The following is a 25,489-nucleotide window of genomic DNA, read 5'->3' on the forward strand; positions in this document are numbered from 1 at the left end:
AATACGAATGCGAGATTTTTCGTGGAAGTATTTTGCGATGACTGGAGATGTCGATGCGTATTTGCTGTATAAGGAAACCGAGGGTGAGTCGGTTCTTACAGCTGCATCCGTTGAAGATGAGGCGGCCCCGCATGAAGAAGACGAGTAATCATTGGTTGTTCCAGGAATGGTTGGGGGAAAGCGCATGCTATATCGGGCGGAAGGGATCGTCATCCGCAGCATGGACTACGGTGAAGGGAACAAAATCATTACACTTTGCACCAAAGAATCGGGCAAGGTAGGCGTGCTGGTCAGAGGAGCCAAGAAGGTGAAAAGCCGTCATGCTGCTCTGACGCAGCTGTTTACTTATGGAGAATATGTGTTCTTCCGGAATGGTACCGGGCTCGGCAATTTGAACGCCGGTGAGATTATGGAATCTCACCACGGGCTCAGGGAGGATCTTATCAAAGCCGCCTATGCTTCTTATGCCTGCGAGCTCTTGGATCGGGTGCTGCAGGATGAGGAGACGGGCGCTTTTTGGTTTCATCAGCTCAAAGCTTGCCTGGAAGCCCTTCAGGAGGATAAGGATCCCCAAATTATCATCAATCTGTATGAGATGAAAATTTTGCAAGCGGCAGGGTACGGGCCGGAGCTGGATGTTTGCATTTCATGCAATCAATCCAGAAAAGACGAGGATATGCTGGTGAGTCCCCGCCTTGGCGGCGTCCTGTGCCGTTACTGCAAACATCTGGATCCGCCGGCAATGGCGATCTCGCCCAGAACGCTGAAGCTGCTGCGCCTGTTTGGACGGCTGGATTTAAGACGGTTGGGCAATGTGGATGTGAAGGACGAAACGAAGGCCGAGCTCAAAAAGGTTATGCGAGCTTTGATGGATATGCAGCTTGGGCTGCGTTTGAAATCGCAAAATTTTTTGGATCAAATGGACAAGTATGATATTTGACGTAAGATATAGAATGAGGTATTATATTTATCAGTTTATTAGTTTTTTGAATACTGACATGCATTGAACGGGAAAGTAGTGAATAGTCGATCCGTGAAAGCGAGCCGGGGGTGGTGGAAGCCTGGTAGGAGATATTCATGAACAGGGCACCCGGGAGCATGATGAAACGATAAAGTGGGCTTTGCTGATCGCTGAAGACTAAGATTATGTCTGCGACGCAGCAGGGCCAAGTAGGGTGGAACCGCGGGAAGCTACAGCTCTCGTCCCTATGTCTGTACAACAGGCGTAGGGCGAGAGCTTTTTGTTGTACAGAGAATCGATAGGCATGGTGGAATGAATTTGAAAAAGAATGTAAAGGAGCTAAAAATCATGAATTTCCAGCAGATGATTTTGACGCTGCAGCAATTTTGGGCGGAACAGAATTGTATCATCGTGCAGCCGTACGACACGGAAAAGGGTGCAGGTACAATGAATCCGATGACGTATTTGCGTTCGATCGGACCCGAGCCCTGGAATGTGGCTTATGTGGAGCCTTCCCGTCGCCCGGCTGACGGCCGTTATGGAGAGAATCCGAACCGTCTGTATCAGCATCACCAATTTCAGGTCATTTTGAAACCTTCACCGGACAATATTCAAGAGCTGTATTTGGAGAGCTTGAAGCGTCTTGGCATCAATCCGCTCGATCATGACATCCGTTTTGTTGAGGACAATTGGGAAGCGCCGACACTTGGTGCATGGGGCCTTGGCTGGGAAGTTTGGCTGGATGGTATGGAAATTACGCAGTTTACGTACTTCCAGCAGGTTGGCGGCATCGACGCAAGTCCAGTCGCTGTAGAGATTACCTATGGTATGGAGCGGCTTGCATCCTATATCCAGGATAAAGAGAATGTGTTTGATCTGGAATGGGTAGACGGCATCACCTATGGAGATGTATTCCATCAGCCGGAATTCGAGCATTCAAAATACACTTTTGAAGTGTCCGACGTTAAAATGCTGTTTACGCTGTTTAACATGTATGAAGAAGAAGCGAATAAAGCGATGAACCAAAATTTAGTATTCCCGGCGTACGACTACGTACTAAAATGCTCGCACACGTTTAACCTGCTGGATGCCAGAGGCGCGATCAGCGTAACGGAGAGAACGGGATACATTATGCGCGTGCGAAACCTGGCTCGTCAGGTTGCAGCCACGTATTTGGAAGAGCGCGAGAAGCTGGGCTTCCCGCTGATTAAGAAAGGGGGCGCAGACCATGTCTAAGGATTTATTGTTTGAAATCGGTCTGGAAGAAGTCCCGGCGAGATTTCTGCGCGCCGCGATGGAACAGCTTCAGGACAAATTGGTCAAATGGCTGGATGCTTCCAGAATCGGGCATGGAGAAGTAACGGCATATGCTACGCCGCGCCGCTTGGCGGTATGGGTACAGAACGTTGCGGATAAACAAGAAGACGTCAGCGAGGAAGTGAAGGGGCCTTCCCGCAAGATCGCGTTGGATGATAGCGGACAGTGGAGCAAGGCAGCGCTTGGTTTTGCAAAAAGCCAGGGCGTTGATCCTGAGAGTTTTACCTTTAAGGAGCTCGGCGGGGTAGAGTATATCTATGTGACGAAAAACAGCGTCGGGGTGGATACGAAGTCGATCCTGCCTGAAGGACTACTTGGCATTTTGACTTCGATGACCTTCCCGAAAAATATGCGCTGGGGCGCGCACGAATTTAAATTCGTTCGTCCGATTAAGTGGATGGTCGCTCTGCTCGGCAGTGAGACCATAGATCTGGAAATTACGGGCGTGAAAGCTGGGAACGTGACCCGTGGACATCGTTTCCTTGGCGGAGAGGCCGTTATTCCTGAGGCATCGGCTTATCGCGACGTATTGCGCGAACAGCATGTCATCGTGGACGTGAATGAACGCCAAGAGATGATTGTGTCGCAGATCCAGGCATTGGCCCAAGAGAAAGATTGGAATATCGCCATCAAGGACGATTTGCTTGAAGAGGTATTATTCCTTGTAGAGACGCCAACCGTGCTGTACGGATCATTCGACTCCTCATTCCTCCATATTCCGCAGGAAGTATTGATTACTTCCATGCGTGAGCATCAACGGTACTTCCCTGTGCTGGATAAGCAAGGACAATTGCTTCCGTTCTTTGTCACGGTGCGCAGCGGGGACAGCCGTTCCCTGGACGTTATCGCTAGAGGGAATGAGAAGGTGCTGCGAGCCCGTTTGTCGGACGCGAAATTCTTCTATGAGGAAGATCAGAAGCTTCAGATCAAAGACGCCCTATCGAAGCTGGAGAGCATCGTGTTCCATGAGGAACTGGGGACCATCGGCGATAAAGTCCGCAGAATCCGCCGGATTTCCGATCAGTTGTCCGCGAAGCTTAGCATTTCGGCTGACGAAGCAGATTCCGTGAGTCGTGCGGCCGATATTTGCAAATTCGATCTGGTGACCCAGATGGTTTACGAATTCCCTGAACTGCAGGGTGTAATGGGTGAGGATTACGCAAGAAAAGCCGGTGAGAAGGAGCAGGTGGCCAAAGCGGTGTTTGAGCATTACCAGCCTCGCTTCGCCGGTGACGCGGTGCCTTCCACCTCGGTCGGATCCATCGTGAGCATTGCGGATAAAATCGACACGATCGTGGGCTGCTTCTCCATCGGCATCATTCCGACAGGCTCCCAGGACCCTTACGCGCTGCGCCGTCAGGCGGCGGGCATCGTTCAGATTATCCTGGAGCACAAACTCCCGGTAACGTTATCGGATGTCTTCGGTGTGGCCCTGGAGGTTCACGAGAACATTCGCGTATTGAAACGCTCGACGGACGAAATCCGTAAGGACCTTAAAGAATTCTTCGGACTTCGCGTGAAGAAGCTTCTGTCCGAAGATCAGCGTTATGATGTGGTGGATGCCGTAATTACTGCAGGATTTGATCATGTGGTGTCGGTTGTATCCCGCGGTCATGCGCTGATGGATGCTGTCGATCATGTCCAAGACTTCAAAACGACGGTAGAATCCTTCAACCGGGTTAGCAATTTGGCTGCCAAGGCCGGCAAGGCTGCTGTCAATCCTGAATTGTTTACGGAAACGGAAGAAGGCAAGCTGTACGAAGCTTGGAACGCGATTCGCGACGATTATCATGCTGCGCTGCAAGTTGCTGACGGCGAACGTTCATTGTCCTTGCTGGGTGGACTCAAAGAACCGATTACCGGATTCTTCGACTCCGTAATGGTCATGGCAGAGGATGAAGCGGTTCGGGCCAATCGTCTCGCACTGCTCTCCGGTATCGATGGAGATTTGAAGCGATACGCCGATTTCACGAAATTGGTGTGGTAGTAGTGACAGCATGATTTTACTAATGGTATAATGCATTGTTCAGTGAAAGCGACAGCCCGCGGTTATGCACGGGATGGCGCTTTCGCTATGAACGGCCTGAATCAAGCAAGTGCTGGGTCATTGTTTATTTGAAGAGATAAGAAGGTATAAGCTTCAGAGGCTTACCATCCTTATCTCGCAAGAAAAACTTCCGCTATACGCGGTCTGTCTTCTGTGAAAGTACGACGATAGACGTTTTTCTTAGAAGAAGGATTTTAATCTGCCAAAGACGTATATAATAATATACAGCGTAAAGATGAATCCAAGATTAACGATAAGAGCCGGTGATGCGAATGAACGAAAGCAACTCCATTTCGATTGTGGTTGACGGTGATGCATGTCCAGTCAAGAAGGAAATCGCAGAGACAGCTCGTACATTTCGTGTGCCGGTACTGCTTGTTTCTTCCTATGATCATCTGCAGCAGGCAGAAGAAGGGGTTACGACGGTCCAGGTGGATCGGAGTGATCAAAGTGCGGACCTATACATCGCTAACCACATATCCAGGGGGGATATCGTGGTAACGCAGGATTATGGACTGGCTGCACTTGCGCTTGCCAAATCATGCCATGTGATATCCTTTCGTGGTCGTATTTTCCATAATGCGGATATCGATTTCATGCTGGATTCCCGTCACCATCTGGCTAAGGCGAGGAAGCAAGGAAAGTATGGCAAAGGGCCCAAAAAGCTGCTTGACGAAGACCGGAGTTTTTTTCAACATAAACTGACAAAACTTTTGCATGAATTGCAGGAGAATGTCCACCCGTAGCGAATACTATTTACGTGCCAAAAGAGATGAAGGTGGTTTGGATGAGTACCGGACAAGGTAATATTCCGGATGATGTCATTGAGGAAGTACTGGCCAAGAGCGATATTGTGGACACGGTCAGCAAATACGTGCATCTTACCAAACAGGGGAAATACCTGAAGGGCTTGTGCCCGTTTCACTCAGAGAAGACTCCTTCCTTTACGGTTACACCGGAACGCCAAATCTTTTACTGCTATGGTTGCGGTAAGGGCGGAAACGCCATTAAATTTAGAATGGAAATCGAAGGATTTTCTTTTCCCGAAGCCGTAAAGACAATGGCAGAAGAGAATGATATCTCGTTGCCGGAAGGTCAAGGAGTTCCCGTAATTCCTCGTAATCCGGAAAAAGAACGTTTGCTTGAAGCCTATGAGCTTAGCGCCAAGCTGTACCATTTCCTGCTTAAGAACACGGAGCATGGTACGGAAGCCATGAAGTATTTACGATCCCGCGGAATGAGCGACAAAATGATTGACCAGTTCCAAATCGGTTATGCTCCTGATCGTTGGGACACGCTTGTACAATTCCTGACGAAGCGATCCTTTGACTTGAAAGAGATGGAAAAGGGCGGTTTATTATCCGCAAGAAATGAACAGGAAGGCTATCTCGACCGTTTTCGCGGACGCATCATGTTTCCGATACATGACCGCAGCGGCAAGGTCATCGCGTTTGCTGGCAGAATACTGGGGGACGGTCAACCGAAGTACCTGAATTCCCCGGAGACACTTCTATTTAATAAGAGCCGCACACTGTACAACCTGCACCAGGCCAAAACATCCATACGCAAATTGCGTCAAGTTCTGTTATTCGAAGGTTACGGCGATGTGATTTCGTCATGGGAAGCAGGACTACAGAATGGTGTGGCAACCATGGGAACCTCTCTAACGGAAAACCAAGTGGCAATCATGAAATCGGTGGCTGAAGAAGTTGTTGTTGTCTATGACGGTGATAAAGCCGGCATGGCTGCTGCGTTAAAAGTCATTCCAATGCTGGAAGGCGTTGGTCTCAGAGTACGAATCGCTTTGGTGAACGAAGGAATGGACCCGGATGATTATATCCGCAAATTCGGTGCCGAGCGTTTCAGGCATGTAGTAGAAACAGCTGTTTCAACAACAAAATTTAAACTTATATATCTGAAGAAAAACCATATACTGCTAGAAGAAGATGGTAAGATTGCGTACGCCAAAGAGGCATTGCCCATTATCGCCGTACTGAATTCCTCGACTGAACGAGAAGTTTACTTGAGGGAGTTGTCCTCCGAGCTTCATCTTTCCTACGAGAGTCTTAAGCAGGATTGCAATCTGCTTCGGCAATCGATGCAAAAAAAGATGGGCGATGGGGATAATAAGGAAAAAAGGTGGAATAATGGTAGGCATAAAAAAGGGCGCCAGCCCGCCCCGGTACTTCTGCCTGCTTACCATGCTGCAGAGCGGCGGCTGCTGTCGCTGATGCTGCAGGATGCGGAGGCCGCGCGATACGTTGGCGATCGCCTGGGAGAAGCGTTTAATATTGAGGATCATGCGGCAATTGCTGCTTATCTATATGCTTTTTACGCACAGGGTAAATCTCCGGATATCAGCCGTTTCATGTCATCGCTCCACGACGATCGTTTGGAAATGACGGTCAGCTCGATCATGATGATGGAAGCACCAGCCGAGTGGAATGTTCAAGTGCTCGATGATTGCATACGTGAGGTGCTGAAATTTCCGCAGCAGAGAGAGATCGACCAGAAAAAAGAAGAGATGATTAAAGCGGAGCGCTCAGGAGATTTTTTGCGAGCCGCACAAATTGCAAGTGAGATTATCGCCCTAGAAAGACAATGAGGCCCCGCGCATTGCTGTTTCTAGGGAGGAGGGAGTCGAATGATGGCGAATGATCAGCATACTGAACTAGAAACGGAATTTACGCTGGATCAAGTCAAGGATCAGTTGATTGAACAGGGTAAAAAGAGATCCGTATTGAGCTATAAAGATATTATGGAGAAATTATCGCCATTTGATCAGGATACGGAGCAGATGGAAGAGTTCTATGAGCAGCTGGCCGACCTGGGTATCGATGTAGTTAATGAGAATGATGAAGAGGGTACTCACCGGCAAGCGGGAGATTCCGAATCCCATGATAATGAGGATTTTGGGTTTGACGACGATCTTTCGCTGCCTCCTGGGATCAAGATTAACGACCCGGTACGGATGTACTTGAAGGAAATTGGCCGGGTTCCGCTGTTGTCAGCAGATGATGAGATTGAACTTGCCAACCGGATTGAACAGGGAGATGAGGAAGCCAAGCGCCGTCTGGCTGAAGCCAACCTGCGTCTCGTTGTAAGTATCGCGAAGCGTTACGTCGGACGAGGAATGCTGTTCCTGGATTTGATTCAGGAGGGCAACATGGGCTTGATCAAAGCCGTGGAGAAGTTCGATTACAAAAAGGGTTTCAAATTCAGTACGTATGCGACTTGGTGGATTCGCCAAGCGATCACGCGCGCTATTGCTGACCAGGCCCGTACCATCCGAATTCCCGTGCATATGGTCGAGACCATCAACAAACTGATTCGTGTATCCAGACAGCTTCTGCAGGAGCTCGGACGTGAGCCTTCGCCGGAGGAAATTGCTGCCGAGATGGAACTCAGTGTTGAGAAAGTCCGGGAGATTATGAAAATCGCCCAGGAGCCGGTTTCGCTGGAAACGCCGATCGGTGAAGAAGATGATTCCCACCTCGGAGATTTCATCGAGGATCAGGAAGCACTCGCTCCTGCTGACGCAGCAGCTTACGAGCTTCTGAAGGAACAGCTCGAAGATGTGCTGGATACGCTGACAGAGCGCGAGGAGAATGTGCTTCGTCTTCGTTTCGGACTCGATGATGGCCGCACCAGAACACTGGAAGAGGTCGGCAAAGTGTTCGGTGTTACCCGCGAACGGATTCGACAGATTGAAGCGAAAGCGCTCCGTAAGCTTCGTCACCCGAGCCGCAGCAAACGGTTAAAGGATTTCCTCGAATAGCTTAATCCACGGACCTTCTGCAGTAACGGCAGCAGGTCCTTTTTTTCGAATTTATGCATGGCATGTATGAGTTTCTTGGTTATGGAATTTCTTCCTGCATTTGTTTTATTGGTCTTTATTTTAGCTCTTTTCCAGACCCATTGCAAATGAACAGGCACGACGTTTTTCAACCGGATTTACCGGTTTGCAGTTTGGTATCGTCTCTGTTAGGGTAAGGTATAGATCGTGATTTGGACGAAAATATGGAATGGTAAGGTGTATCGACCGTGAAATTATCAAGAAGATTAACGAAAATACTGGAGAAGATTCCACGCGGCAGCCGACTTGCTGATATCGGTTCCGACCATGCACTGCTGCCTGTGGCTGCCGTAGAGAGCGGAGCAGCCATTCAAGCGATCGCCGGTGAGGTCAATCCCGGCCCTTATGATGCTGCCGTCAAGCAGGTCATCGAATCAGGGATGACTGAGGTCATCAGCGTGCGAAGAGGAGACGGTTTGAACGTACTCTCAGCCGGTGAGGCCGACGTTATTACGATTGCCGGTATGGGTGGCAGCTTGATTGCAGCGATTTTGGACCGCGGCATCGATAAGCTGACAGGCGTCCGCAGGCTGGTCCTGCAGCCGAATGTGGGAGAAGATATCTTGCGCAAGTGGCTGTACTCCCATGGCTGGGTGCTGATTGAGGAATGGATCCTGGAGGAAGACGGCAAAATTTACGAAGTGCTGGTCGCCGAGCCTTCGCATACAACAGACCTGACGAATGAGCAGGTTTACAAGGATAGAGCGATTGGGGGCGGTCTCCGATTATCTACGGACTGGCTTTTCCGTATGGGACCTTGGCTCACGCAGTCCCCGAATCCGGTTTTCTATGATAAATGGAAATCGGAGATAGAGAAGATGGAGTATATTCTTCTATCGCTTTCGCGTTCAGATCTCACCACGGCAGCCGACAAGGCGAGTGAGATTCGTTCGGATATCGAGTTTATTCAGGAGGTGCTGGCATGCTTGCCAAAGGACAAACCGTAATTCAATATATGGAGCAATTGGCCCCGAAGCACGTGGCCGAACCCGATGACCGGATCGGACTCCAGCTTGGAACATTGCAAAAGGACATTCGCACCGTGCTGATTGCTTTGGATGTCAATGATGAAGTGGTGGATGAAGCCATTGAGATTGGGGCTGATCTGATTATCGCGCATCATGCGATTATATACCGTCCGCTGAAGCAGCTGCAGACGGATACACCGATGGGCAAGGTGTATGAAAAGCTGATCAAACACGATATCGCGGTATATATAAGTCATACCAATCTCGATGTAACCGAAGGCGGAATGAACGATTGGATGGCGGAGGCCTTGGGAATCGAGAATACGTCGCCTATCCATGACATGCATAATGAACAGTTATCCAAGCTGGTGGTATTTGTGCCGAAGAGTCATCATCAAGAGGTGCTCGATGCTGTGCTCGGCGCCGGTGCAGGCTGGATCGGAAATTACAGCCACTGCAGCTTTAACATTGAGGGTTTTGGCACCTATGTTCCGCGAGAAGGCAGCAACCCATTTCTAGGTCAGGAAGGCAAGATGGAACGTGCTAATGAGGTTCGGATCGAGACAATTGTTCCTCATGCCATCCGCAACAAAGTGATCCAGGCGATGCTGAAGGCGCATCCTTATGAAGAGGTTGCGTATGATCTGTATGCCATGGACCTTAAAGGGAGATCCCTTGGTCTTGGCCGGGTTGGTAAGCTAAAAGAGCCTATGACGTTGGCTGAGCTGGTAGACGTGGTCAAAGAAAAGCTGGAGGTTCCACATGTTCGTGTTGTAGGAGAGCTCGACCGCACCATCCGCAAGGCGGCCGTCATCGGGGGATCCGGAGGACGCTACATGATGAAGGCACTGTTCCGTGGAGCGGATGTGCTGGTAACCGGAGATGTCGATTATCATACGGCACAGGATGCGCTCGCAGCAGGACTTACCATCATTGATCCGGGTCATAATGCCGAGAAGATTATGAAGGTCAAGGTCGCCGAGTGGATGGAACAGAAACTGCAGGAACATAAGTATGAAACCCGAGTTGTTGCTTCCCGCATCAATACGGAGCCATTCCAGTTCGTGTAAGGAACAGAAATGTAAGGCAAGGAAAAGAGGCCTCATTCTGACACCGCCTGGCCTATAGGGTTCGGCCAAGCTGGGAAATTAATCAACTATTGTTAATGTTTAATGGGTTGTGTACCGCTTCAAATCACTGTATAATATGAATGTTGTCCGGAAAGTTTGACAGACAATCGCTGGCGGCTCTAAGCCGCGAGAGGAAAGTCCGGGCTCCATAGGGCAGGGTGCTGGATAACGTCCAGTCAGCGCGAGTTGAAGGATAGTGCCACAGAAATGGACCGCCGATGGCCGCCTTAGGGTGGCACAGGCAAGGATGGAACCGAGGTGTAAGAGACCCCGAGGAACGCTGGTGACTTCGTTCCTGGTAAACCCCACCTGGAGCAAGACCTAATGGGACGCAGTCTCTTTCGAGGAGACAGCCTTAGCCCGAGGCGCGTCCGGGTTGGTCGCTTGAGTCGATTAGTAATGATCGGCCTAGATAGATGATTGTCGCTCATGGTGGCAGGGTAGTTCCCGTTATGACCACGAAGAGCACAGAACCCGGCTTACGGAAAGCTTTCCCAACTGAACAACATATTGCTTTACTAATACCGCTATGGTACAAACGCGTATTTTCTTTGGACTCCTCGTGAGGGGTCTACAGGAAATGCGCGTTTTTTCATGATATCAGAAGTTATAAACTTCGAAGCTTGGGTCTACCTGATATCGCAAGAAAAACCCGCGGTCTGTCTTCTGAGAAAAGTACGTCGATAGACGTTTTTCTTTAGGTTTCGCGAAAATATTGGGAGATCATGTGTCCTGTACGGATAATCGTCCATACCAAATAGCCCTTGGGATAATAAGCTATAATCATCAACGGAAAGGAGATGCAAAAACATGTCTTGTCATAAAGAAAATCCATGTCCTCCTGTGTCACCGATTGTGTGCGAGCCGATCGTTGTCGTTAGAGACCATTATGTACCGCAAATCGTACCCGTGATTCATCCGATTAAAGTGGTGGATAAGATTCACTGCGTACCTGTAGAAAAACATATATACACGTACAGCGAAGAAGAAGTCGTGAGCGACAATGCAGGCTATGGTGGAGTTACGGTCTCCGGTAAGCGTTCGAAGAAAGCTGCAGTACGTACTAGCCGTTCCCGCCGGAAGAAATAAATGTAAGTGCTCTTGCCTCCGATAGGAATAAAGCAGCTAACGCGATCGAGGCGGAAGCTGCTTTATTTCGTGTATTTTATTCGTTGGAGCCGTTTAATTTGCGAAGTTCCTGCTCCAGATTCTGAAGCGTTTGACCCGGCCACATTTGAAGAGGGACATCGGGTGCTCCAACTGCTTTCAAGGATTGGAAAATATCAATCTGACCATGACCGTAATATTTATCTTTTCCTTTATCGCCAAGATCGACCGTTTGGTTTATCATGACGTCCATGACTTCCTGATTGGTCAGATCAGGGTTAAGGGAACGAATGAGACCCGCCATGGCGGCTGCATGAGGGCTGGCCATGGAGGTTCCGGATAAAGCCGCATATTGATTCCCTGGAAACGTGCTTGCAATATTGGTCCCGGGAGCAACCACATCGATATAATCGCCGTAGTTCGAGTATTCTGCCCGCTTCTGATTGGAATCCGTTGCGGCGACAGCCAGCACTTCCGGATAGGCGGCAGGATAACCAGGGCGCTCCGTGTTGTCATTGCCTGAGGCAGCAACAAGAACAACGTCGCGATCATAAGCATATTTCACGGCATCGTGCAGGAACTGGGAGTCCGCATAGTTGCCAAGACTCATATTGATCACCTTGGCTCCGTGATCCGTGGCCCAAATTATGCCTTCTGCGACGGCATAGGTTGTTCCTGAGCCGGATCCGTCTAGTGCTTTGACCGGCATGATTTTGTTATACCAGCTTACCCCGGCAACACCTTCACCGTTGTTGACCAGGGCACCGATGATCCCGGCTACATGCGTCCCGTGCCCCACATCATCCAGCGGCTGTTTGTCCTTCTCGACGATGTTGTATCCTTCCACCAACTGTCCATCCAAATCGGAATGCTGAAGATCCACACCAGTGTCAATTACGGCGATGATGACATCTTCACTGCCTTTGGACAGATCCCAGCCCCGGTTCGTTTCAATGACGGGCAGATTCCACTGATATTGAGAAAACAGCAAATCATTCGGGATATTGACCTGCTCATTCGCTCCATCCGGCAAGAAATCCGAGTTTATTCTGGATTGAAGGGGGCGATCATTGGTTAAATAAATGTAGTGAGGCTCGGTATACTTCGTTTTCCATTTCTGCTCGAAATAGGAGCGAAGTTTATGGTAATCCTTATCTTTGGAACGAAAAACATAGGCATAGCCAAGTTTCCTCGGAGTGTCACATGATATCTCCTTAGAGATGTTGAGGAGCTGCTGCTTAGACGGCTCATTTTGAAAGGACACCACAATTTCATTTTCGTAAAAGTGACTGGCTTTTTCATTATCGTGTCCCGTTTTGACGGTAATATCGGAGAGGGTATCCGCATGAATGGATTCGACCTTGAATTTACCTTCCTTCGGGTAAGGTATTAAGCGAAGATTCCGCTTCTGGTGATTGCTTACTTCATGCAGTACGCCTTGATTAACCAAAGCGGCGGCGCCATATTTGCCATCCTTGGACGGCTCGGCAACAACAAAATAAGGCTGCCCCGCGACATTGAACTTGGGTGAATCGTAAGATTCTCCCCGTTTCAGCTTTTGCTGTGCCATTTGGAAATGATGAGTGATCAGATTCTTATCTTTTTTGTTCAGTTTGGGAAGCAGACCCTGTACATCCGTCATTTTGTTTTGCTTGAGGTTATACCACCGTACTTGCTGAAAATGCTTGTGCAGCTTTTGTTCTTTTTGCGTATAGGCTTTTATTTGACCCGAACTGCGCAAAGCGTTATTGTTCAGCATTTTGCGCAGGTGACCTTTAGCATCAAGACGGTTGAGTTGATCCGTCGCATGGAGATCGCTTTGCATGGTAAAGTGTTTAGCCTTGTTCTCCTGCTGGGGCCTTAAAGGCTGTGTTGGTTCAGCCGTGGGAGCCGGCTGTTTTGAACCGGGGATGAACAGTAAGATCAGAAGCGCGCCAATAACTGACGCTGCACCTAAGATGCTCCACAGGGTACGAGATTTCACAAGTTTTCCTCCTCGCCGCATTCATGATTGAAGTAGTCTTAGCGTGGGGAGAGTGAATCCTTTTTATGCGTTCCATATCATGAGTAAAACGGATGGGAAGGCGCAAAATGAAAAGCACTAAAAATAACCTTGTAAGTGTATTCATGATAGGGATTTCGTTATCCCAAAATTTGTGTTAGGATAGTACATATTATAACGACCGCCAGGCTATATGACCTGTAGGGTCACGACCATTTAAGGGGGATCTATCGTAATGCCAGCAGACAATCTTCAGAATTTATGCTCGGAGTCCAGAGAAAAGTTGAAATCTGCTATTTCGATTATGGAAACGTTTTTGAATGAACATGCTTTATCTCAATTGGTAACGGAACAGGACGAGGAAACCGTTCATTTTTACAAAGGATTTCTGTCGGATGTTCGCCATTTGCTTGTGTTTTCTGAAGTTTCCTATGAGAAGCTGGGTGTTGTACAGCGTCGCCCTAATTTTGATATCGATTTTGCCGAGAAGGCTTTGTATAATTTGTATCACCGCTGTGTCAACAGCTTCTTCTATCCCAAAAATGAAAGTTATTCCGAAGATGGTCGTTACGCCTATACCGGACAGGATGCGATTCGTTTCCGGAAAAAGCCGGTTCGTCCTGCCCGTGATGTCATTATGAACATTACCAAGATTTATGAGGAGCTCCGCGATGATCTTGCTTACTACGAAAGCGACTATTTGACGGAACGCCGTATGCAATCAGAGAAAAGACACGCATAGCATATTAAGGAACATTCAAGAGATGCCAACCATTGGCATCTCTTTTTGCGTTTCGCCGCTTAGGCACCAACTGACAATCGTTCTTGTGCATACCGGCAGTAAACTAAGGAAAAAATGTTGACGAGGTGATGCTAAAATGGCCAACGAAGCCAAACCATTAGTGAAGTGCAGTGTCAGCAATTGCCATTACTGGGGAGAACAAAACTTATGTCATGCCGAGATGATCATGATTGAAATTGACCGTCATGCGAATGTAAAACTCAATGAAGAGTATGGAGCAGAGCCCTATGTAGACGACCATCAGGATGTTGCTGACAAGTCTTCCGAGACCTGCTGTTTGACCTTTAAGCCGAAGGGCTGACGGGAAATAAGCCGGATAAAGTCCGGGTGCCGGGCACTTTAGGATGATGGAAATGGAGGAAGCTAGTTTATGGATAAAAAACATCGCAAGCATAAAATGAAGGTTGTAGAAGGCAAGCGAAACCGGATAGACTTCCCGCGCAAAGATCACCGTGAAGAATATGCAGCCGAGGTGGCTCCCCCTGTGGATGCTTCGGCACGAAGAGTGGACGAGGATAAGGCAGACGTCTCTACCGGTCGTACCGTCGGATATGTGGGCTTGGTATTAGGCATCGCCTCCTTGTTCATGTGGTCGGTAATCCTGGGACCCATCGCTGCGGTTGTTGGATATTACGCCTACAGCAAAGGCAGCAAAACGACAGGCGCCTGGTCGATCGGACTCGGCATATTGGCAACGCTCAGTTATTTTATCTTGATTCCTTTCAGTAGATAATTCATTTAATTATGGTGAACATAGGGCGAATCAACCAGAACGGTTGATTCGCTTATTTTTTTGCCGAATAGGTATAGCAGATTGTTCCAGTTCCATGATAAAATAAAGGACAAGTTTGAAATTTCGCTGCAGAAAGTGAGTTAAACGATGCAAATAGATCCGATATCATGGAAGCAAATGACAGATATACCACAGATGAATACGAATTCCACCGAGTCGGCAACCGGATTTGTCAATGTGCTAAGCAGCCTGCTTACCGAAGATTCCACCTCCAAGCCGGTCGAACGTTCGATTACACAGCTTGCGCCTGGCGTAACCTTTAAGGATGGGCTGTTATGGCAGCAGCTAGGAGCTGTAGATGAATCTGCTTCGTCTTTACCAATGGAGGGGGTCGTCCATGACACAGGAGCAACAAAGCCAACGACCTTTGAGGATTTAATTACGGCGGCCGGGGAACGCTATGGCGTGCCGGTATCGCTGATCAAAGCGGTCATCGATGCGGAATCTTCCTTTAATCCAAACGCGGTGTCCTCTGCAGGCGCCAAGGGGCTGATGCAGCTGATGGATGGCACAGCAAGGGGACTTGGGGTAAGCAACCCTTTTGATCCGGCTCAGAATATCGAAGGTGGTACTAAATATCTGTCCAATCTGATTCAGCGGTTTGGCGGAGAAATGGCTATGGTACTTGCAGCGTATAATGCAGGTCCAACCCGTATCGCGAATTTGGGTGTATCCAGTGATGAAGAGCTGATGTCCGTTGCTCATGAATTACCCGAGGAAACCCAAGCATACATCGGTAAAGTCATGAATGCACAATCAAAATACATGTTATAAACCCGCACGGGGATAAATAGGAAGATGATAGAAGATCAAACGATACATGCCGCTTTCCGATCTAAAGATGGAGTGCGGCTTTACCGTTTGGTCTTTTTGTGTAAATATAAAGGTCTGGAATAATAAGTTTTACAACGTGCGATGCGTATGATGGAAAGGGGAAATTACCTTGATATATTGGGATCACGCTGCTACGACCCCTCCCTATGATGAAGTAGTGGACACGTTGGCAGAAGTCATGAAAATGCATTATGCGAATCCGTCAGCACTTCATCGTTCAGGCGAGGCTGCCGCTAAACTGTTGAAAAAGGCAAGAGAGGTATGTGCAGCCGCGCTGGACGTTCAGCCGACGGAGATCGTATTCACTTCCGGGGCAACTGAAGGCAATAACATGGCGATTAAAGGGGCTGCAATGCAGTACAGCAGCCGTGGCCGGCACATCATCACGACGGGAACAGAGCATCCTTCCGTATATGAAAGCTGCAAGCAATTGGAAACGCTTGGATGGGAAGTGACTTATCTACCGGTAGATGCCGCCGGCGTGGTGGATCTGGCTGCCTTGACGGAAGCTGTGCGCAAAGATACCGTGCTCGTCAGCATCATGCATGTCAATAATGAGACCGGGGCCGTCCAGCCGCTGACTGAAGTGGGTCGTATCGTTAAGGAGCGAAATTCACGAACGCTGCTGCATATCGATGGGGTACAGGGATTTGGCAAATTGCCGGTGACACTCTCCCAGTGGCAGGCCGACTTATACAGCCTGTCTGCCCATAAATTCAACGGTCCGAGAGGAATGGGCGTGCTATATATTAAGCAAGGCGTGCAATTGTTCCCGCTGGTATCGGGCGGATCGCAGGAGAATGGACACCGGGCAGGAACGGAGAATGTTGCCGGAGCGGTAGCGATGTCGAAGGCCATGCGATTATCCAGAGAACGCCAGCCCGAGTTTTATGCAAGGATGACGGAAATAAGAGAACTTCTGGTTCAGGGCATCCGCAAAATCCCGGGATTGGTGTTAAACAGCAACGAACAAAATGCGCCTCATATCATTCATTTTTCGTATCCGGGACTAAAACCCGAGGTGATGGTCCATGCTCTGGAAGAGATGGGCATGCTCGTCTCAACCAAATCCGCTTGCTCCTCTAAATTAAGCGAGCCCAGCCGGGTCCTGTTAGCGATGGGGAAGGACATGGACGTTGCTTCCTCCGGAATTCGCATCAGTCTCGGCAAAGAGCATCAGCTCGGCGATGCAGCGCGGCTTGTCGAAGTCTTGGCAAAAGTTTGCGGGAACCTGCGTCCCGTTATAGAAAGAGAGGGTAACCGGAGATGACCTACGATAAACTGCTGCTTCGCTTTGGCGAATTTACTCTAAAAGGCAAAAACCGCAACCGATTCGAGAGATCGGTCTTGAATCATATTCGAAGCGTGCTCAAACCGTTTCCTGGAGCGAAAATCGTTAAGGAATACGGCCGTTTGTACGTCGAGCTTAACGGAGAATCTCCCGAGGCCTTGATCCATGTCCTTAAAAAAGTATTTGGCCTTGTATCCATCAGTCCAGTTCGTGTATGTCCTTCCGAGCTTGACCGTATTATCGAAACCGCGATTGACTTTGTGGGACAGAAGGAACTGGCTGACCCGTCGACCTTCAAAGTCAATGCGAGAAGGGTGTGGAAACAATTTCCTCATTCCTCGCAAGAGATGAATCATTTAGTCGGATCGCCCTTGCTGCGAACCTATCCACAGCTTAAAGTAAAGGTAAAGCAGCCCGATATGGAGCTTCGTGTGGAAATTCGGGAGAACGAGACGTATCTGTACTATGAAGTGATTCCCGGCGCCGGCGGATATCCGATTGGTACGAATGGGAAGGCCATGCTGCTTCTATCGGGGGGATCGACAGTCCTGTAGCGGGCTGGTCAGCCATGCGCAGAGGACTTGAAATTGAGTGCGTACACTTCTACAGTTTTCCCTACACCAGCCAACTTGCGAAGGAAAAGGTAATGGAGTTAACAAGGCTGTTATCGGGCTACACCGGGAAAATCAAGCTGCACCTCGTTCCTTTCACGGATGTACAGACTTCGTTTGTCGGCATCGGCCAGGATAATCTGATCATTACGTTTATGCGCAGAGCGATGCTGCGGATTGCTTCCTCGCTTGCTGAGCGGGAAGGGGCATTGGCGATCGTGACGGGTGACAGTCTCGGACAAGTTGCCAGTCAGACGCTGCCCAGCATGAATGTGATCGGCAGAGCCACCGAGCTGCCGCTGCTGCGGCCGCTCGTTATGATGGATAAGAACGATATCATCAACACTGCAATGGACATTGGTACATTCGAGACATCGATATTGCCGTATGAGGATTGCTGTACGCTGTTTGTGCCTAAATCGCCCACCACCAATCCGAATTTGAAGATCATCGAGAAGGTGGAGGCTTCCATTCCCGAGCTGCCTGCACGGATTCAAGCAGCCATTGAAGGTACGGAGACGGTGGTTATTACCCCGGACAGTAACATCGGTGAGCTTGAAGAAAAGCATGCGGAGCCCGTCGTAAACGAAGACTGGTTCTAATCGAGTATCAAGCGAAGGTAACAAGGGTTGAGTAAACCGGACGAGTGTGCGCAGGTTTAAACATAAACAACACCCCAAAGCTTCTTAGAAAGCCTTGGGGTGTTGTTTTTTTTGTATGCGTATGGACTTTTAATTATGACTGGCTGGATGACTGACGGCGTCCGGCAGATCTTTTTTTCAGATGTCCTGCAGTCAGCACACCGACAATGATGGCAGCAATGAAGAGATATTTAATAATCTGGTGCGCTTCGAAATATCCCATAAAATGCTTCTCTTCGGTAATCATGGAGGACGCCGTGTACGCAAGTACCGCAGAACCTACATAGATAATCCATGGGAAACGGTTGATCAGTTTGATAAACAGCGTGCTGCCCCATACCACGATAGGTACGCTGATGAGCAGGCCCAGCGTTACAAGGATCATATTGTGTTTCGCAGCGCCGGCAACGGCAATGACATTGTCCAGGCCCATAGCGGCATCCGCTACAATGATCGTACGAATAGCAGCGCCAAGGCTTTTCCCGGCTTTGATATTGCCATGGTCATTATTGTCGTCGGTCATCAGCTTGTAGGCAATGCCAATCAGGAGCACGCCTCCCACAAGCAGTAACCAAGGAATGTTAAGCAGCCAGACAACGAGGATGGTGGCAATGATGCGAAGAATAACAGCTCCGGCCGTGCCGTAGATAATTGCTTTTTTCTGGGTTTCCTTCGGAAGATTGCGTGCTGCAAGACCGATCACAATGGCATTGTCCCCGGCCAAGATCAGATCCAAAAATACAATGTTGATTAATGCAAGAAAAAATTCAGCGGCTGTGGTTTCCATGAATGTCACTCCTCTTAGAATACGGTCCCACCATTAAACAAAAGTGGATTTATTATAGGCCTATTTTTCCCGATGTGCAAGCATAGCCTGGACAATTTCCACATATGTGTAAAGTGGGGGGTGTTGTTTTAGTGGAGACGATTTTTTTGTTGGGACAGATATTGATGATCAATCTTGTACTCAGTGGCGACAATGCGCTGGTCATCGCGATGGCCAGCAAAGACCTTCCCGAAATACACCGCAGACGGGCGGTCTGGATCGGGACCGCAGGGGCTGTTCTCTTACGGTGTATTCTGACTTTTTTGGCGGTTTTGCTGCTGAAAATTCCATTTTTACAGGCTGGCGGCGCCTTATTGTTGATCTGGATCGCAGTCAAACTCATGATGCAGAAGGAGCATGACCATGCAAACTTGGCCAAAGCTTCAACGATATGGGCTGCAGTCAATACGATATTGATTGCCGATTTCGTGATGAGCCTGGATAATGTCTTGGCCATTGCAGGGCTTGCAAAAGGCGATCTCGCCTTGATTGTCATCGGAATATTATTAAGCATTCCCATCGTTGTATGGGGAAGCGGGATGATCGCAAGCCTGCTTCACAAGTTTCCCGTGCTGCTTTACATAGGTGCCGGTATTCTAGCTTTTACAGCAGGCGAAATGCTCATACAGGATTCCCGCGTAGGGCTGCTTCTGGCTTACTGGATGCCTTATGCCCACAATCTGCTGCCGATTGTCATTGCAGGTGCCGTCGTTCTCATAGGCGGATTACAGACGGTGAGACGGCCCTTGTAACGGGAGTCTATTTTAACAACCCTTTGGCGGCATATGAGGAAAGCATAGGAAAAATGGATGATTGCTCGTGCAGTCGTCCATTTTTTGTTGGGTCAATACAGGTATATGGGACGGGGAAAGGATATTTCAAGTGGAACAAGCTCGGGATATGGTTTTTTTTGTCGGTTTGGGCTAAAATTAACGTAACAGCTTTTTTTAGAAACCGCTATTTTTGGTGATACATATATTGAAGAGAGGGTGATCAAATGTCCTCCAGAAAAGATTTGGCGCTGGGTATTTTCATCGTTGTTGCTGGAGTCGTTATTTTGCTCGGCAAGCTTGGTGTATTTGGATTTTTGGGAAGAACGTTATGGCCGCTCGTCCTGCTGCTGCCGGGTATTTTTTTGCATATCATGTTTTTTGGTCGCCGTGCCACTGCCGCGGTTCTGATTCCGGGCGGTATTCTGACGGTATATGGCCTTCTGTTCTTCATATGTATTATTGGGGGATGGGGACTGATGGCTTCATTATGGCCTGTGTTAATTCTCGGCGTGGCTGTCGGCTTGTATGAATATTATCTGTACGAGAGCCCGCGACCAGGCGCTGCGCTGCCGGTTGCGCTTGGACTGACAGTGCTTTCTGTTTTGATTTTCTTCTTCACCTGGCTTGAGACTGGAGCGTTCTACATTATTGCCCTGATCCTGATTGCAGCGGGCGTTTGGATGATCTTCGGGCGCAATCGTTCCGGGCGCAATAATAAATGGAGCAGAGGCTGGTAATTGGTAAGAGGTAAAAGTTGCTGGAAGTTTTCTGAAAAGACTTGATTTTCCCGCTCGTTTACCTATATTATAGGATGTATGTTGAAGCGTCGGCATGTCGTCCGGCGCTTTCTTTGTGGCTCATTCGAACAGAAGGGATTTGAGATATATTTATGCAATCAAGAGATCAGATTCGCAACATTGCCATTATTGCTCACGTTGACCATGGCAAAACAACACTTGTAGACCAACTGCTGCAGCAGTCCGGTATTTTCCGGGAGCATGAGACGCTGCAGGAACGCGCGATGGATTCCAATGATTTGGAGCGCGAACGCGGAATTACCATCCTAGCCAAGAATACGGCTATTACGTATAAAGATTTCTTGATTAACATCGTGGATACACCTGGACACGCCGATTTCGGTGGTGAAGTTGAGCGTATTATGAAAATGGTTGACGGCGTTCTGCTCGTTGTTGACGCTTATGAAGGATGTATGCCTCAGACCAAGTTTGTGTTAGGTAAAGCTCTTGCACATAACTTGACTCCAATCGTCGTTGTGAACAAGATTGACCGTCCGGCCGCCCGCCCAGCTGAAGTGATCGATGAAGTGCTGGATCTGTTCATTGAGCTTGGTGCGAATGACGACCAATTGGACTTCCCCGTTGTATATGCATCTGCCTTAAACGGTACTTCCAGTATGGATCCCGAGAAGCAAGATGATAACATGCTTGCTCTTTACGAGACCATTATTGACCATATCCCTTCCCCTACAGAGAAAGTGGACGAGCCTCTCCAGTTCCTCGTTACCTTGATGGATTACAATGAATATCTTGGACGTATCGCCGTCGGACGCGTGAACCGCGGTGTTATTAAGCAAGGCCAACCGGTTACCGTTATGCTTCGTGACGGCTCGACCAAGAATGCTCGTATCGAGAAGCTGTTCGGCTTCCAGGGATTGAAGCGGATCGAGGTTGCCGAAGCAGGCGCAGGCGACATCGTGGCGATTGCAGGGATCAAAGACATTAACATCGGAGAGACCATTGCAGATCCACAGCATCCGGAGGCATTGCCTGTCCTTAAAATTGATGAACCAACCCTGCAAATGACGTTCCTTGTTAACAACAGTCCTTTTGCCGGACGCGAAGGCAAATGGGTAACATCCCGTAAGCTGCGTGACCGTCTCTTTAAAGAACTGGAAACGGACGTAAGTTTGCGAGTGGATGAGACGGACAGCCCTGATGCTTATATCGTATCGGGACGCGGTGAGCTTCACCTCAGTATTTTGATTGAGAATATGCGCCGTGAAGGTTATGAGCTTCAAGTTTCCAAGCCTGAAGTTATCGTAAGAGAAATTGATGGCGTCAAAATGGAGCCGATCGAACGTTTGATGATCGATGTACCAGAAGAAAGCATGGGCTCCGTTATGGAAAGCCTTGGAACACGCAAGGCAGAAATGGTGAACATGGTGAATAACGGAAATGGCCAAGTGCGTCTGGAATTCTTGATTCCTGCTCGCGGACTTATCGGTTACCGCACCCATTTCCTGACCCTCACACGCGGTTATGGCATCATGAACCACGCATTCGACAGCTACGGTCCGCTTATCGGCGGTCAAGTGGGTGGACGTCACCAAGGTGTGCTGGTTTCCACGGAGAACGGATCTTCAACGTTCTATGGCATGATGTCGGTCGAAGATCGCGGTACCCTGTTCCTGGAACCGGGGACTGAGATTTATGAAGGTATGATCGTCGGGGAGCATACCCGCGATAACGATATCGTCGTTAATATTTGTAAAGAGAAGCAATTGACCAACGTTCGTTCGGCAACGAAGGATGACACGGTTAAATTGAAAACACCGGTTATTTTCTCACTGGAGCAGGCCCTTGAATACTTGAACGACGACGAGTATTGCGAGATTACGCCGAAGTCCGTTCGTCTTCGCAAGAAGATTTTGAACAAGAGTGAGCGCGAACGTGCAGAAAAACATCGTAAAATGGCGCAAGCAAATCTATAATAGATAGAGATCGACTTGTCCAAAAGGAGTGAACCTATCATGCAAGAATGGTTTGCCTCGCACCCACTCATCTCTTATATCGTGATTTTTGTGCTGATCACCTACGTTTACAACAAGGTATTCCGGGTGAAGCAGAAGCTCCCTCTGTTGAAGGAGATTCTCCTGTATATCTTGATGGCCTTGGGTTCGGCGATACTGCTTGTGTTTCAGATTGATAAGCTGCCGATTATCCAGTGCTTGTTAGTAGCAGTGGCATTGATGCTGATGGTGCGTATTCGATATTTTGTTGAAGATCGTCAGAAGAAGAAGGCTCAGACCGAACCAAAATCATAAGTTGATGTAGATTTTTATAAAAAGTGCCTGTATTTTGAATCCGGCAACTTTTTGTCAATCCCCTTCGTTTATAAGAGAGAGAAGTTAACCAAGGTCCGGTAAATGCTTCGTAAGTTGAAGCGTTTATCGGACATTCATCTAATTTGAATGAAATCAGGTGTTATGATATGAATCCTACTCATACCAATCTCCCTCCGAGAGCCAAAAGTGGGGGGAAGGGCAAGAAACAGCCAGTTCCAAAAAAGAAAAAAAGCGCATGGAAATCATTTTTTAAACTCATTCTTATCGTCTTGTTAATTGCAGTTCTGGCTGCAGCAGGTTATGCCGGATATTTGTACATCAAGGGCAATGAGATCATTGAAAAAAGCGGGATCGACAAACCAGTAGCTCCAGGGCAATCCGCTAAGGAAAAACCGATAACGGTGCTTCTCCTGGGAACGGATCATCGCCCGGAAACAGGGACTTACTTGACGGATGTGGTCATGGTCGCTACCATGCATCCGGAAACCAATACGTCGACGCTGGTTTCTCTGCCGCGGGATACGCTCATTGAACTCGATGGATATAAAGCGACGAAGCTGAACGCTTATTACCCAAGGTTTAAAGCGGCTTACAATGCTGCGGAGAAAAAGGAACCCGGCAGCGGCATTCCGGCTGAAGAAGAAATGAAAGTCATGATGAGCAAGTATCTTGGCGTTAATATCGACTATGTAACGGTTATCGATTTCCAGGGATTCCGTGATGTGGTGGATACCTTTGGCGGCGTAGATGTCAACGTTCAATACAATATGTGTTACCGCGATACTGCAGACGGGACCGACATTAACCTTACGGTGGGTCCTCAGAAGCTGGATGGCAAGAAGGCGCTGGATTATGTTCGTTACCGTAAATCCAGTGACAGATGTTCGCCAAGAACGAAGGAGTCGAGCGATTTTGAGCGTAATGCCCGCCAAAGCGAAGTATTGCATTCCCTGCTCGATAAGATGAAATCGCTCGGAGGCGTTGCGAAGGTGGGCAATGCTCTGGATGCGGTCAGCGATAACATGACCACCGATTTCGAGCAGGAGCAGATCCGGAATTTGATTGCGACTTATTATGATATCGGAAAAGATGATGTGAAATTCATGCCGGTTACAGGCAATTGGAAGAGCCCTTATGTATATATAAGCAGCAGCGAGCTGGATGCAGCCAGACAAGCGCTGCAAGACGAGCTTGCCGGCAAGCATAACGCTGGCGAGCAGGGGACAGAAGCGGATTCTGCAACAACTCCGTGACAATTGAAGGCAAGTTTTATTGTATGCTATAATACAATGTATCAGATGGAGATCATTGTACAGGAGGCCGAAGGCATGTCCTACCTTATGATGCATACGACACACCCATTGATCTGTACTCGGCAGACGGATTACCCTGCCCATGGATTTGTGGTAGCAGATTCCATGTGGGGATGGGAGCCTTTCAAATGTCATCCTTCTGATTCCATGTCTTCTCAGGCGTGTTCATTCGACATGGGTGTCAATTCCACACCGAACAGGCTGCAAAACTCTGAATATGATACGGGTCACGACGCCTCTGGCGAAGCAGAAATGCTCGCTAAAGGCGTTGTTATGACCTTAAAAAAAGCCCAGTGAGCTTCACTGGGCTTTTTTGTATGAAATTTGGAGACAGGTGACGGACAAACTCGGGTTATGACAGGATTTGTCTTCTTGCCTATTTATTACGGTTCGGGTTGGCTGGTGCATTACCCCGATTATTCGGATTTACCGTTTGTGCACCGTTATCTTGTGCATTACGATCACGAGGTGTTACATCTTTAGGCAGCTGAGGAATGATGCGGCCTACGATGTCAGCGAGTTCACTGGCAAGTCCTGAAACCGGATTTCCCTCCTGAATATGCCGGCCAAGATCGGCAATCCGGTTTGTAACGTCTAAATCAGCCGTAACAAGTGCATTGGCACCTGCCGGATCGGATTGAAGGGCTTCCGCGACTGTGTATTTAATGGTTCCGACTTCTGCCCGATCTAAATTTCCATCTACATTAAGTCCAACAACAGCCGTATTTCCCATTACAACACAGTTTGCGTTTTTAACGCCGGGCACACTCTCTGCCAGTGATTTTAGGTGATTTGCGGTTGTAGCGTCAACTTGTCCGTTGTTATCATTTGCGTTGCCAACCTGTCCCGTATTCGTGTTATCCGGAGTCCAGCCGTCTACATTATTAGTGGTATAACCTCTGTTTTCATTCATATTCTGAACATTGTTAGCAGTGGTTCCATTGGTTTGATTACGAGGAGAGGGTGATGCATTGTTATTGGCGGTCCCGCAGCCTGCGAGCAACAACACCGCTAGCATGATGGATAGAGCAGCTCTCATGGATTGATCTGTCCTTTCGTAGTAGAGTTCGCTAAATTACACCAGTCGCTACGCTTATTATGTCCGGGACGGAAAGGTTTATGTGTGTACCTG

24 protein-coding genes, 1 other RNA gene and 1 pseudogene are annotated in these 25,489 nt (G+C 48.6%); 23 read left to right on the plus strand and 3 right to left on the minus strand.

The window, feature by feature from the left end; translation table 11 throughout:
• The first annotated feature begins 7 nt into the window (after nt 1-7).
• The 11 genes from BJP58_RS29170 (at nt 8) to BJP58_RS29220 (ending at nt 11,368) form a co-directional block, all read left to right on the plus strand.
• Nucleotides 8-148 carry a YqzL family protein gene (locus tag BJP58_RS29170; RefSeq protein WP_074961956.1) on the plus strand — a complete coding sequence of 47 codons (141 nt, stop codon included), beginning with the start codon at nt 8-10 and terminating at the stop codon, nt 146-148.
• Nucleotides 149-184: 36 nt separating this feature from the next.
• Entirely contained in the window at nt 185-940 is a 756-nt protein-coding gene (recO, locus tag BJP58_RS29175; RefSeq protein ID WP_194541641.1) for a DNA repair protein RecO, read from the plus strand.
• Nucleotides 941-1,309: 369 nt separating this feature from the next.
• The gene (gene glyQ / locus BJP58_RS29180) at nt 1,310-2,197 is read left to right on the plus strand and encodes a glycine--tRNA ligase subunit alpha (RefSeq protein WP_071223067.1); all 888 of its coding nucleotides are present in this window, start codon (nt 1,310-1,312) and stop codon (nt 2,195-2,197) included.
• Complete coding sequence (gene glyS, locus BJP58_RS29185; RefSeq protein ID WP_194541642.1) at nt 2,190-4,265, plus strand: glycine--tRNA ligase subunit beta; 2,076 nt, start codon at nt 2,190-2,192, stop codon at nt 4,263-4,265. Before glyQ ends, glyS begins: the two co-directional genes overlap by 8 nt.
• Before the next feature lie 326 nt (nt 4,266-4,591).
• Nucleotides 4,592-5,071, plus strand: a complete 480-nt coding sequence (locus BJP58_RS29190; protein WP_194545106.1) for a YaiI/YqxD family protein — start codon at nt 4,592-4,594, stop codon at nt 5,069-5,071.
• Between the two features lie 41 nt (nt 5,072-5,112).
• Nucleotides 5,113-6,930 carry a DNA primase gene (dnaG, locus tag BJP58_RS29195; protein ID WP_194541643.1) on the plus strand — a complete coding sequence of 606 codons (1,818 nt, stop codon included), beginning with the start codon at nt 5,113-5,115 and terminating at the stop codon, nt 6,928-6,930.
• Nucleotides 6,931-6,972: 42 nt separating this feature from the next.
• Nucleotides 6,973-8,103, plus strand: coding sequence for an RNA polymerase sigma factor RpoD (gene rpoD, locus BJP58_RS29200; RefSeq protein ID WP_071223068.1), 1,131 nt, complete (start codon nt 6,973-6,975; stop codon nt 8,101-8,103).
• Nucleotides 8,104-8,369: 266 nt separating this feature from the next.
• Nucleotides 8,370-9,128, plus strand: coding sequence for a tRNA (adenine(22)-N(1))-methyltransferase (locus BJP58_RS29205; RefSeq protein WP_194541644.1), 759 nt, complete (start codon nt 8,370-8,372; stop codon nt 9,126-9,128).
• On the plus strand, nt 9,104-10,219 hold the full coding sequence (locus BJP58_RS29210) for a Nif3-like dinuclear metal center hexameric protein (RefSeq protein WP_194541645.1): 1,116 nt from the start codon (nt 9,104-9,106) through the stop codon (nt 10,217-10,219). The genes BJP58_RS29205 and BJP58_RS29210 overlap by 25 nt, the downstream gene beginning before the upstream one ends.
• A 151-nt stretch (nt 10,220-10,370) precedes the next feature.
• Nucleotides 10,371-10,776: RNase P RNA component class A (gene rnpB, locus BJP58_RS29215), an RNA gene on the plus strand.
• A gap of 313 nt (nt 10,777-11,089) precedes the next feature.
• Nucleotides 11,090-11,368: a hypothetical protein gene (locus BJP58_RS29220; RefSeq protein ID WP_194541646.1), complete on the plus strand. Its 279-nt coding sequence runs from the start codon at nt 11,090-11,092 to the stop codon at nt 11,366-11,368.
• A 76-nt stretch (nt 11,369-11,444) separates the two neighbouring features.
• Here BJP58_RS29220 and BJP58_RS29225 read toward each other — a convergent pair whose 3' ends face one another.
• Nucleotides 11,445-13,370 carry a S8 family peptidase gene (locus tag BJP58_RS29225; RefSeq protein ID WP_194541647.1) on the minus strand — a complete coding sequence of 642 codons (1,926 nt, stop codon included), beginning with the start codon at nt 13,368-13,370 and terminating at the stop codon, nt 11,445-11,447.
• Between the two features lie 253 nt (nt 13,371-13,623).
• On the opposite strand from BJP58_RS29225, the gene BJP58_RS29230 reads away from it, so the two are divergent.
• The 6 genes and pseudogenes from BJP58_RS29230 (at nt 13,624) to thiI (ending at nt 18,321) form a co-directional block, all read left to right on the plus strand.
• Nucleotides 13,624-14,130 (plus strand): YpuI family protein, encoded by a 507-nt coding sequence (locus BJP58_RS29230; RefSeq protein ID WP_071222952.1) that lies wholly within the window; start codon nt 13,624-13,626, stop codon nt 14,128-14,130.
• Between the two features lie 136 nt (nt 14,131-14,266).
• Nucleotides 14,267-14,491, plus strand: coding sequence for a DUF1540 domain-containing protein (locus BJP58_RS29235; protein WP_006209042.1), 225 nt, complete (start codon nt 14,267-14,269; stop codon nt 14,489-14,491).
• A gap of 69 nt (nt 14,492-14,560) precedes the next feature.
• A complete protein-coding gene (locus BJP58_RS29240; protein ID WP_194541648.1) occupies nt 14,561-14,923 on the plus strand; it encodes a hypothetical protein in 363 nt (120 codons plus the stop codon).
• Nucleotides 14,924-15,070: 147 nt separating this feature from the next.
• Nucleotides 15,071-15,757, plus strand: coding sequence for a transglycosylase SLT domain-containing protein (locus BJP58_RS29245; RefSeq protein ID WP_194541649.1), 687 nt, complete (start codon nt 15,071-15,073; stop codon nt 15,755-15,757).
• A 169-nt stretch (nt 15,758-15,926) separates the two neighbouring features.
• Entirely contained in the window at nt 15,927-17,087 is a 1,161-nt protein-coding gene (locus tag BJP58_RS29250; RefSeq protein ID WP_071222955.1) for a cysteine desulfurase family protein, read from the plus strand.
• Nucleotides 17,084-18,321 (plus strand): annotated as a pseudogene (gene thiI, locus BJP58_RS29255) (tRNA uracil 4-sulfurtransferase ThiI). Before BJP58_RS29250 ends, thiI begins: the two are co-directional and overlap by 4 nt.
• A gap of 133 nt (nt 18,322-18,454) precedes the next feature.
• Here thiI and BJP58_RS29260 read toward each other — a convergent pair.
• A complete protein-coding gene (locus tag BJP58_RS29260; RefSeq protein ID WP_071222957.1) occupies nt 18,455-19,147 on the minus strand; it encodes a TerC family protein in 693 nt (230 codons plus the stop codon).
• A gap of 131 nt (nt 19,148-19,278) precedes the next feature.
• Between BJP58_RS29260 and BJP58_RS29265 the strand changes: the two genes are divergently transcribed.
• The 6 genes from BJP58_RS29265 (at nt 19,279) to BJP58_RS29290 (ending at nt 24,654) form a co-directional block, all read left to right on the plus strand.
• Nucleotides 19,279-19,938, plus strand: a complete 660-nt coding sequence (locus tag BJP58_RS29265; RefSeq protein WP_194541650.1) for a TerC family protein — start codon at nt 19,279-19,281, stop codon at nt 19,936-19,938.
• A gap of 245 nt (nt 19,939-20,183) precedes the next feature.
• Nucleotides 20,184-20,696: a hypothetical protein gene (locus BJP58_RS29270; RefSeq protein ID WP_071222959.1), complete on the plus strand. Its 513-nt coding sequence runs from the start codon at nt 20,184-20,186 to the stop codon at nt 20,694-20,696.
• A 152-nt stretch (nt 20,697-20,848) separates the two neighbouring features.
• Complete coding sequence (gene typA, locus BJP58_RS29275; RefSeq protein WP_071222960.1) at nt 20,849-22,690, plus strand: translational GTPase TypA; 1,842 nt, start codon at nt 20,849-20,851, stop codon at nt 22,688-22,690.
• A gap of 39 nt (nt 22,691-22,729) precedes the next feature.
• Nucleotides 22,730-23,023, plus strand: a complete 294-nt coding sequence (locus BJP58_RS29280; RefSeq protein WP_076320612.1) for a YlaH-like family protein — start codon at nt 22,730-22,732, stop codon at nt 23,021-23,023.
• A gap of 167 nt (nt 23,024-23,190) precedes the next feature.
• Nucleotides 23,191-24,297 carry an LCP family protein gene (locus BJP58_RS29285; protein WP_194541651.1) on the plus strand — a complete coding sequence of 369 codons (1,107 nt, stop codon included), beginning with the start codon at nt 23,191-23,193 and terminating at the stop codon, nt 24,295-24,297.
• Between the two features lie 75 nt (nt 24,298-24,372).
• A complete protein-coding gene (locus BJP58_RS29290; protein WP_194541652.1) occupies nt 24,373-24,654 on the plus strand; it encodes a hypothetical protein in 282 nt (93 codons plus the stop codon).
• Between the two features lie 79 nt (nt 24,655-24,733).
• Here the strand turns inward: BJP58_RS29290 and BJP58_RS29295 are convergent, their stop codons facing one another.
• The gene (locus BJP58_RS29295; RefSeq protein ID WP_194541653.1) at nt 24,734-25,396 is read right to left on the minus strand and encodes a YhcN/YlaJ family sporulation lipoprotein; all 663 of its coding nucleotides are present in this window, start codon (nt 25,394-25,396) and stop codon (nt 24,734-24,736) included.
• Nucleotides 25,397-25,489: the final 93 nt, after the last annotated feature.

It is taken from the genome of Paenibacillus sp. JZ16 (genome assembly GCF_015326965.1).
Classification (GTDB): domain Bacteria; phylum Bacillota; class Bacilli; order Paenibacillales; family Paenibacillaceae; genus Paenibacillus_AQ.